The sequence below is a fragment of the Herbaspirillum sp. UBA812 genome (assembly GCF_002296545.1).
Lineage (GTDB): Bacteria > Pseudomonadota > Gammaproteobacteria > Burkholderiales > Burkholderiaceae_D > Herbaspirillum > Herbaspirillum huttiense.
In genome coordinates this window covers 1-7,213 of sequence record NZ_DBIC01000089.1, presented here as the reverse complement: position 1 = coordinate 7,213, position 7,213 = coordinate 1, and the positions used below count along the sequence as shown (strand labels likewise).

The window sequence follows — 7,213 nt, the reverse complement described above, 5'->3', positions numbered from 1 at the left end:
TGTTCAGGGCCAGCAGGCGGCCATCGCCGTACAGGCCCAGCCCGTCGAGGGCATCGAGTACCGTATCGGGCGAGAGCGTGGCGAAGGAAGTGGCGTCGGGGAGGTCAGCAGATTGGGCGGGGGAATTCATCCGCCTATTGTACTGTCCACCAGCCTGCCCGCCCCAACCGATTGCAGCATTCCGGGCAGCAACCGACCGGCAACACTCGCGCCCCCGGCCCAATGCCTTTACACTCCTGCCTTTAGCATCAGTCATTGGAACCATCATGCATCTCGACCAGCCCCTTTCCGACGCCGAATTCGACGAACTCGACGATTTTCTCCTCTCCGATCGCTGCGCCGACGATGTGATGACCATGGACACCCTGCACGGCTACCTGACGGCCCTGGCCATCGGTCCGCAGGAAGTGCTGATGGCGGAATGGCTGCCGCGCGTCTGGGGCAGCCGTCCGGAAGACACCCCCAAGTTCAAGACCGGCAAGGAAGCCGAGCGCATCACCAGCCTGATCGCGCGCACCATGAACGAAATAGCCATCACCTTCGAAGTCGCCCCCAAGGAATATGAACCTCTGTTCTGCGAGCGCGAGCACGAAGGCAAACCGCTGCTGGATGCGGAAGCCTGGGCCTGGGGTTTCTGGGAAGGCATCCAGTTGCGCGCGGCGCAGTGGGATGAAATCTTCCACTCCAACCTGGCCCCGCTGATGCGTCCCATCTACCTGCTGGGCTCGGAAGAGCTGGAAGAGGAAGAAACCAAGCTCATCGACGACCCGCTCAAGACCCACAAGCTGGCCATCGAGATCGAGTCGGCCATTCCGCACATCCACCGCTACTGGGCGCCCAAGCGCAAGTCGGCGGTCGAGCAGGTGCAGCGCGATGCGCCCAAGACCGGCCGCAACGATGCCTGCCCCTGCGGCAGTGGCAAGAAATACAAGAAGTGCTGCGGCGCAGATTCGGAAGAATGATTCACCCGGCCCCATGAAAAAGGCGCGCCGGATGCCGGGCGCGCCTTTTTGCTTCATACAGGATGGTTTTGCTGCCAACCACCCTGCCTGGGCCGGATGCTACGGCCTCACTCCTTGATGAAGTGTTCGCGGTAGTACTTCAGTTCTTCGATGGACTCCAGAATATCGGCCAGGGCGGTGTGCATCTGGCGCTTCTTGAAACCGGTAGCGATTTCTGGCTTCCAGCGCTTGCACAGCTCCTTCAGGGTCGACACATCGAGATTGCGATAGTGGAAGAATTCTTCCAGCTTGGGCATGCCGCGCACCATGAAACGGCGGTCCTGGCAGATCGAATTGCCGCACATGGGCGACTTGCCGGCCGGGACGTATTGCTTCAGGAAGGCGATGATCTGCTGTTCGGCGTCGGCTTCGGTGACGGTGGACGCCTTGACGCGGTCGATCAGGCCGGAACGGCCGTGGGTGCCCTTGTTCCAGGCGTCCATGCCGTCCAGCAGCTCGTCGGACTGGTGGATGGCCAGCACCGGGCCTTCGCCCAGCACGTTCAGTTCTGCATCGGTAACCACCACGGCCACTTCGATGATGCGATCCTTGTCCGGATCCAGGCCGGTCATTTCCATATCGACCCAGACCAGGTTCATTTCATTGGGCCGGACAGGCGCGGCGGGGGCTTGTGACATAATTCTTCCTTATTGACGGGATGGGGCCTGGCCCCATCTACTGCAGGGTTCATTGCTGGGTTCGCTCGCCCGGATCGCACCGGACGGCACGGCCAACAGGCCTGCCACCGTTGCCGGCTGGGGCAGGACGCGGGCCTGGGCCTCGAACTTCCGCCATTTTCGCACAGGGAAAGCATGTCTTCACTTTCGTTTTCAGTTTTGTTCGTCGTATTCCTGGCCATCAGCCTGGGCGTGCGTTTCTGGCTGGCCTCGCGCCATATTCGCCATGTGATCGCCCACCGCGCGGCCGTGCCGCCCGAGTTCGCGGAAAAGATCCCGCTGTCGGCCCACCAGAAGGCGGCCGACTACACGGTGGCGCGCACCAAGTTCGGCCTGGTGACGCTGATCGTCAATGCTGCAGTGCTGATCGGCTTCACCCTGTTGGGCGGGCTGCAATGGCTCTCCAGCCTGCTGCTGGGCTGGACCGGCGAGCCGGGCATGGTGTACCAGATCGCGCTGGTGGCGGGATTTGGCCTCATTTCCGGTGCGGTGGACCTGCCCTTCGATTACTACCGCCAGTTCAAACTGGAAGCCGGTTTCGGCTTCAACAAGATGACGCGTGGATTGTTCTTCAGCGACATGATCAAGCAAACCCTGCTGGGTGCCGTGATTGGCTTGCCGCTGCTGTGGGTGGTGCTGGTGCTGATGGAAAAGGCCGGCGCACTCTGGTGGTTCTATACCTGGATCGTGCTGTGCGCCTTCCAGCTGCTCATGCTGGTGATCTATCCCAGCTTCATCGCGCCGCTCTTCAACAAATTCACCGCGCTGGAAGATGACAGCCTGCGCAGCCGGATCGAGGGATTGATGCAGCGCGTCGGATTCGCCTCCAAGGGCTTGTTCGTGATGGACGGTTCCAAGCGCAGCGCGCATGGCAATGCCTACTTCTCGGGCTTCGGCTCGGGCAAGCGCATCGTCTTCTTCGACACGCTGCTGGCGCGCCTGGCCCCGCATGAGATCGAAGCCGTGCTGGCGCACGAACTGGGCCACTTCAAGCTCAAGCACATCGTCAAACGCGTGGTCGTCATGTTCGGCCTGTCCTTGGCCTTCCTGGCGCTGCTGGGCTATCTGAAGGGCCAGGCCTGGTTCTATACCGGCCTGGGAGTGGAGCCGCTGCTCTTGGGCAGCAACGATGCCATGGCCCTGATCCTGTTCATGCTGGTGCTGCCGATCTTCACTTTCCTGTTCTCGCCGCTGTCCTCGCTCTCTTCGCGCAAGCACGAGTTCGAGGCCGATGCCTTCGCCGCGCAGCATACCGATGCGCAGGATCTGGTATCGGCACTGGTCAAGCTGTACGAGGACAATGCCTCCACCCTCACCCCCGATCCGCTGCACTCGGCTTTCTACGATTCGCACCCGCCGGCGTCGCTGCGCATCCAGCACCTGCACGCTGCCATCGCCGCCCATCGCGCAACGTCGGGAACAGCCGCCGCAGCGGGCAGCCACTGAATTTTTTGATCATCTACAAGGCGGGCTGGATGAATGAAACAGCCCGCCGCAGGAGAACCCCATGAGCATCACCGCAAGCACCCTCGCCGCCTCCCGCAGCGTCCAGCCCATCGCCGCGCTGGATGACGCTGCCATCGCCGCCCACCTGGCCGCCCTGCCCGACTGGAAGCTCGACGGCGGCAAGCTGGCGCGCAGCTTCGCCTTCGGCAACTATTACGAGACCCTGGCCTTCGTCAACGCGATCGCGTGGATCATCCACGCCGAAGACCATCACCCGGAACTGACCGTCATCTACAACCGCTGCAACGTGAAGTTCGATACCCACAGCGTCAACGAAGGCCGTGGCGGTTTGTCGGCCAATGACTTCATCTGCGCGGCCAAGGTCGACGCCATTTTCGCCCAGCGCGCCCCGGCCTGATGGGAGTCCGCAAGCAAGGCGCACGCAGCGCCAGGGCAGGATCAGCGACGAACAAGGCTGAGCTGGAACAGGGGCTGGTGATCGCCGCCCACGGCCGTCACTATCTGGTGCAGGCCGGTGAACAGAAACTGAATTGCGTCACCCGTGGCAAGAAGAGCGACGTGGCGGTCGGCGACCACATCCGCCTGGCCCGCACTTCGGCCGACCAGGGCGTGGTGGAAAGCATCGACGAACGCCGCACCCTGCTCTATCGCTCGGACCAGTACAAGTCCAAGCTGCTGGCCGCCAATGTGGATCAACTCTTCATCGTGGTGGCAACCGAGCCAAGCTTTACGGATGACCTGGTGTCGCGCTCGCTGGTGGCGGCGGAATCGGCCGGTGTCTCGGCGCACCTGATCCTGAACAAGACCGACATCACCGAAGCCCTGCCCAAGACGCGTGAACGCCTGCAGGTTTATTCACGCCTGGGCTATCCGGTGCACGAAGTTTCGGCCAAGGCCCAGCCGGAAGAGACGCGCGCGGCCTTCATGCCGCTCTTGGCCGGCAAGAGCACCATCCTGATCGGCCAGTCAGGCATGGGCAAGTCTTCCATCATCAACCTGATCGTCCCGGACGCTGACATCGCCACCCGCGAAATCTCGGCCGCCCTCGATACCGGCAAGCACACTACGACCTTCACCCGGCTGTACCAGATGGAGCAGGAGGCCAGCATCATCGATTCGCCGGGCTTCCAGGAGTTCGGCCTGTACCAGCTGTCCGAAGGCATGCTGGAACGCGCCTTCCGCGACTTCACCCCCTATCTGGGCAAGTGCCGCTTCTACAACTGCCACCATCTCAACGAGCCGGGCTGTGCGGTGCTGGAGGCGGTACAGGCCGGCGAGATTGCGGGGATGCGCCACCAGCTGTATGCGCAGCTGGTGCACGAATCTTCACAGACCTTGTACTGACCTGGCCATCTTCAGAACTTGTAGGCAGCCGTCAACACCACCGCACGCGGCGCCCCCGGCACGATCTGGGTAGCCCCGGTGGCGCTGACGTAATAGCGCCGGTTGGCCAGGTTGGTGGCCGCCAGCGTGTATTCGGTGCGCGCCATCCGGTAGCCCAGCAGCGCATCCCAGCGCACGTAGCCGGGCAACTCCAGCAGATTGTCGCGATCGGCAAAGCGCGCGCCCTCGACCACCACGCCGGTCTCGCCAAACCATCCCAAGGGCGGCGCGTAGGACACGAACAGGCTGCCATTGCGCGCCGAGACCCCGGAGGCGCGCTTGCCCGCATACTGCGCCTCGGCCCGCACCACCCTTGAATTCTGCTGGGTCCAGCCGCCGCGCACGAACCAGTGGCGCGCCACTTCCCCCGCCACGCTCAATTCGATGCCGCGATTGCGCTCCAGTCCGCTCTGGGTGAACACGCCCGGCTGCACCGGGTCGGCCACGGTGCGGTTGTAGAGTTCCAGTTCGAACCAGGCCAGCGTCGTGCTGATCCTGCGCCCGAACCAGTCGCTCTTGACCCCGGCTTCCAGCTGGCGGCTGAATTGGGGTCCCAGATCATTGCCATTGCCCTTCGCCCCCGGTGACAAGCCGATCACGTCGCCGCCCACCGGCGCATAGCTCTTGCTCCACGATCCATAGAAGTGATGGTGCGGCAGGGCTTCCCACACCGCGCCCACGCGCGGACTCACGGCGTTGCTGGAGCGCTCGATGCGAAGGTCGCGCAGGCGGCTGCGGGAATCGACTTCGAAATGATCCCAGCGTACCCCCGCCAGGACTTTCCATTGCGCCCCGATGGCGATCTGGTCTTGTACATACAAGCCCACGGAATCGACGCGGTGGTAGTTCATCTGCCAGGGCTGCGGCTGGGGCGTGGCGTTGCTCACCTCGGGATCCTTCAGCGAGACCGGCAGCGCAGAGGCCATCCACAGGCGCGGCTCGCGCTTCTGCCAGCCGTATTCGGCACCGGCCAGCAGTTCATGCTGCAGGATGCCGCTCTTGAGCGTGCCGAACAGCTCCAGATTGGCTTGTACATTGCGCTGCTGCAGGTTCTGCAGATAGCGGCTGCGCTGCACGCTGGCCAGGTTGAGGCCGGCGCTGACGTAGCCTTGGGTAACGAAGGTATTGTCGAAGTCGCTGTTGAGATCGAACACGCTCACCATCTGCCGCACGCTCCAGTCCGGCGCGAGGGAGCGCGTGAGGGCGGAGCGCAGGCTGACACTGGTATCGCGGATGAAGTCGCGCCCGGCCGCGCCGAAGAAGGCGCGGTCCGATGCCACCGGCAAGGCCATGGCCGCAACTGTATCGTTGCGCGTCAACGCGGTGACCCGGCCCGGCACGCCGCGATCGGGGATGCGCTCGAATTCATCGTAGTCCGCTTGCAGCAGCCAGCTGTCGCGGCCGGATTCCCACTTCAGTGCCGGAGCAAAGTACTGGCGCGTGCCGCGCACGTCGTGACGGAAGTGGGCTTCGTGTTCACGCCCGGCGTTGATGCGCAGCGCCCATTGTTCGCCCAACGGACGATTCCAATCCACCGCCCCGCCCTGCTGGCCACGGCTGCCCCAGATGGCGGTGGCCTGACCGAAGGCTTCATGTTCCGGCTGCTTGCTGATGCGGTTGATCACGCCGCCGCCGCTGCCGCGTCCGTACAAAACGGCAGCCGGTCCCTTGAGGATCTCGATGCGATCAATGTTGCCCAGGCTGCGCACGTATTGCGCATCGTCGCGCATGCCGTCGAGCAGGGTATCGCCGGCATTGGAAAAGCCGCGCAGCCGGAAGGCATCGAAACGCGTATCGGAGACATTGGAAACACCCGGCACCCCGGCCAATGCCGCCGCCAGCCCGCGCCCGCCATAAGCCCGAACCTGCGCGGCATCGACCGCCTGCACCGTCTGCGGCACCTCGCGCACATCGGTGGCGGTGCGGGTGGCGCTGCCCAGCGGGCCGGGACGGGGATCATGCAGATTGCGCTGGCTGCGGACCTCGACGGCAGGCAAGCGCGCAGCATCGCCCTCCTCGCGCTCGGCCGTGGCCTCGGCGGCAGCAGCGGAAACAGGAAACGCGAACAAAGCCGCCACCAGCGCCGCCGGCAAGGCGCGCAGCTTGGGCGGCGAGGAACGTGATGAAGAAAAAGACCGGCGCAAACCCTGTAACGGGTGCGGGCAAGAAGAATCGTGGGACATGGCAGCTGTTCCTTTCAGGCAAGGGAAAGCTGCGGATTCTAGCCATCTGAATAGCAATAATTCTCATTTGCGACGTGAGATCGAGCTCTTTGTCGCACTTAGTGAGCATTCCTCGAAAAAGCTGGATACGGATTTCGAAAAATTTCTTCACGTGCATCGAAGGAATTCGAAGCGCATCCCCGATGCCGTGCGCGGGACTTCATCTTTGACCCGAATTCGCGAAACCCCGGGGTTTTCTTTGCAGCAAGTACTGCGGGTATCTTTTTAAGCCGAATCCCTTATAATCTAAGGAGTTAACGACTATCGGCGGCAGGCGCCACACTGGCCGCCGTTTTTATTTATGGCAATCAAACACTACCTTCAGTTTTCCGACTTTACGCTTGATGAATACGAGTACGTGATCGAACGTTCCCGTGTGATCAAACGTAAGTTCAAGAATTACGAGCCCCATCACACGCTGGCCGATCGTACCCTGGTGATGGTGTTCGAAAAGAACTCGACC

6 protein-coding genes and 2 pseudogenes are annotated in these 7,213 nt (G+C 62.7%); 5 read left to right on the top strand and 3 right to left on the bottom strand.

Annotated elements, in window-relative coordinates; translation table 11 throughout:
• Window positions 1-130: pseudogene (locus B3873_RS05940) on the bottom strand (stress response kinase A); the annotation flags it as partial.
• Between the two features lie 136 nt (window positions 131-266).
• Between B3873_RS05940 and B3873_RS05935 the strand changes: the two are divergent.
• Entirely contained in the window at window positions 267-962 is a 696-nt protein-coding gene (locus tag B3873_RS05935) for a UPF0149 family protein (protein ID WP_286864611.1), read from the top strand.
• A gap of 107 nt (window positions 963-1,069) precedes the next feature.
• On the opposite strand, the gene orn is transcribed toward B3873_RS05935, so the two are convergent.
• Window positions 1,070-1,639: an oligoribonuclease gene (gene orn / locus B3873_RS05930; protein ID WP_008326970.1), complete on the bottom strand. Its 570-nt coding sequence runs from the start codon at window positions 1,637-1,639 to the stop codon at window positions 1,070-1,072.
• Window positions 1,640-1,813: 174 nt separating this feature from the next.
• On the opposite strand from orn, the gene B3873_RS05925 reads away from it, so the two are divergent.
• The 3 genes from B3873_RS05925 to rsgA all read left to right on the top strand — a co-directional run bounded on the left by B3873_RS05925 (window position 1,814) and on the right by rsgA (window position 4,489).
• The gene (locus B3873_RS05925; protein WP_286864608.1) at window positions 1,814-3,124 is read left to right on the top strand and encodes a M48 family metallopeptidase; all 1,311 of its coding nucleotides are present in this window, start codon (window positions 1,814-1,816) and stop codon (window positions 3,122-3,124) included.
• 61 nt (window positions 3,125-3,185) lie between these two features.
• Window positions 3,186-3,542 carry a 4a-hydroxytetrahydrobiopterin dehydratase gene (locus B3873_RS05920; RefSeq protein ID WP_286864606.1) on the top strand — a complete coding sequence of 119 codons (357 nt, stop codon included), beginning with the start codon at window positions 3,186-3,188 and terminating at the stop codon, window positions 3,540-3,542.
• Window positions 3,542-4,489: a ribosome small subunit-dependent GTPase A gene (gene rsgA, locus B3873_RS05915; RefSeq protein WP_286864604.1), complete on the top strand. Its 948-nt coding sequence runs from the start codon at window positions 3,542-3,544 to the stop codon at window positions 4,487-4,489. The genes B3873_RS05920 and rsgA overlap by 1 nt, the downstream gene beginning before the upstream one ends.
• An 11-nt stretch (window positions 4,490-4,500) precedes the next feature.
• On the opposite strand, the gene B3873_RS05910 is transcribed toward rsgA, so the two are convergent.
• The gene (locus B3873_RS05910; protein WP_286864603.1) at window positions 4,501-6,711 is read right to left on the bottom strand and encodes a TonB-dependent receptor; all 2,211 of its coding nucleotides are present in this window, start codon (window positions 6,709-6,711) and stop codon (window positions 4,501-4,503) included.
• 340 nt (window positions 6,712-7,051) lie between these two features.
• Here B3873_RS05910 and B3873_RS05905 point away from each other — a divergent pair.
• A pseudogene (locus B3873_RS05905) lies at window positions 7,052-7,213 on the top strand (ornithine carbamoyltransferase); the annotation flags it as partial.